Below are 1,434 nucleotides of genomic sequence, written 5' to 3' on the forward strand. Positions count from 1 at the left end.
TTGCATCGGTGAATTATCACTTTGGTGACAAAAAGACGTTAGTGCGCGCGGTATTAGATCGGTACCTTGAAGCACTGATGCCAAGCATAAAGGTGTCTCTCATTGAGTTGAATACCCGCGAAAGCTACAACATGGACGAAGTGTTTGAATCATTACGTTTACCGCTGCGTACACTTAATGATGTTAGACCAAATGGTACTGCACTATTTATGTTGTTGATTGGTCGAGGTTACACCGATGTACAAGGGCATTTACGTTGGTTTATCAGCACTCGATACTCAGAAGTATTGAATTTGTTTACTTTCTCTATCATGAAAGCAAACCCAGAGCTGACGGAAGAGTTGTTGTTTTGGCGATTACATTTCACGTTGGGAACGTGCGTATTTACGATGGCCTCTAGTCAAGCTTTGACCGAGCTGGCAGAAAGCAAATTTGAAAAAGAAATCGATGTGAAATCTGTCGTCGATTTACTGATTCCTTACTTGTCCGCTGGTATGTCGGCGAAATAGTCGCTCGATAACGACAAGTAAAAAGTGAAACCAATAATAAGGATTAGCCGCAAGCGGTGACGTGAACAAAAGGATCTGAACTATGAGCTCTCTACGAAGAAAATGGATTAGTGACCCAGCATTTAAAGTGTTTAAGAACGTTCTTCCTCCGCTGTCGAGTACAGAAAAAGAAGCGATGGAAGCCGGTAGTGTATGGTGGGATGCCGAGTTGTTTTCTGGCAAGCCAAACTTTACGACGCTACACCATTACCCAGCGCCGACGTTAACTGCTGAAGAGCAAGCGTTTATGGATAATGAACTTGAAACGCTCTTAGACATGCTAGACGATCAAAAAATCGTGAAAGAAGATCGTGATTTGCCACCGGAGGTGTGGGAATACTTGCGCAAAGAACGTTTCTTCTCACTGATTATCTCGAAAGAGTATGGTGGCCGAGAGTTTTCTGCTTTGGCAAATTCAACGATTGTGTCTCGTATTGCAACGCGCAGTATTAGTGTTGCGGTATCGGTAATGGTTCCTAACTCGTTGGGTCCAGGTGAGCTTCTTTCTCACTACGGCACTCAGGAGCAAAAAGATTACTGGTTACCACGTCTTGCTGATGGTACGGACATTCCTTGTTTTGCTTTGACTGGACCGGAAGCAGGTTCAGATGCGGGCGGCATTCCTGACCAGGGTGTGGTGTGTTACGGCATGCACGATGGCGAAGAGGTGCTTGGTGTTCGAGTTAGCTGGAACAAGCGTTACATCACACTTGCACCTGTTGCGACTGTTCGTGGTCTTGCTTTCAAGCTGCAGGATCCAGACGGTTTACTCGGCGATAAGAAAGACGTAGGCATTACTTGTGCGCTCATTCCTGCTGACCATGACGGCGTTGAAATTGGTGAGCGTCACGATCCACTTGGTTCTGCTTTCATGAATGGTCCGACT

The 1,434-nt window shown here is 45.7% G+C and carries 2 protein-coding genes; both read left to right on the forward strand.

Features of this window, described 5'->3' with window-relative positions; translation table 11 throughout:
- Positions 1-509: TetR/AcrR family transcriptional regulator (locus R8O70_RS25190; protein WP_318184459.1), on the forward strand; the 509-nt coding region annotated here is incomplete at its 5' end.
- A gap of 82 nt (positions 510-591) precedes the next feature.
- A partial coding sequence (locus R8O70_RS25195) for an acyl-CoA dehydrogenase family protein (RefSeq protein WP_318184460.1) occupies positions 592-1,434 on the forward strand: 843 nt, incomplete at its 3' end.

Source organism: Vibrio sp. 779(2023), from assembly GCF_033344285.1.
In the GTDB taxonomy this organism is placed as follows: Bacteria; Pseudomonadota; Gammaproteobacteria; order Enterobacterales; family Vibrionaceae; genus Vibrio; species Vibrio alginolyticus.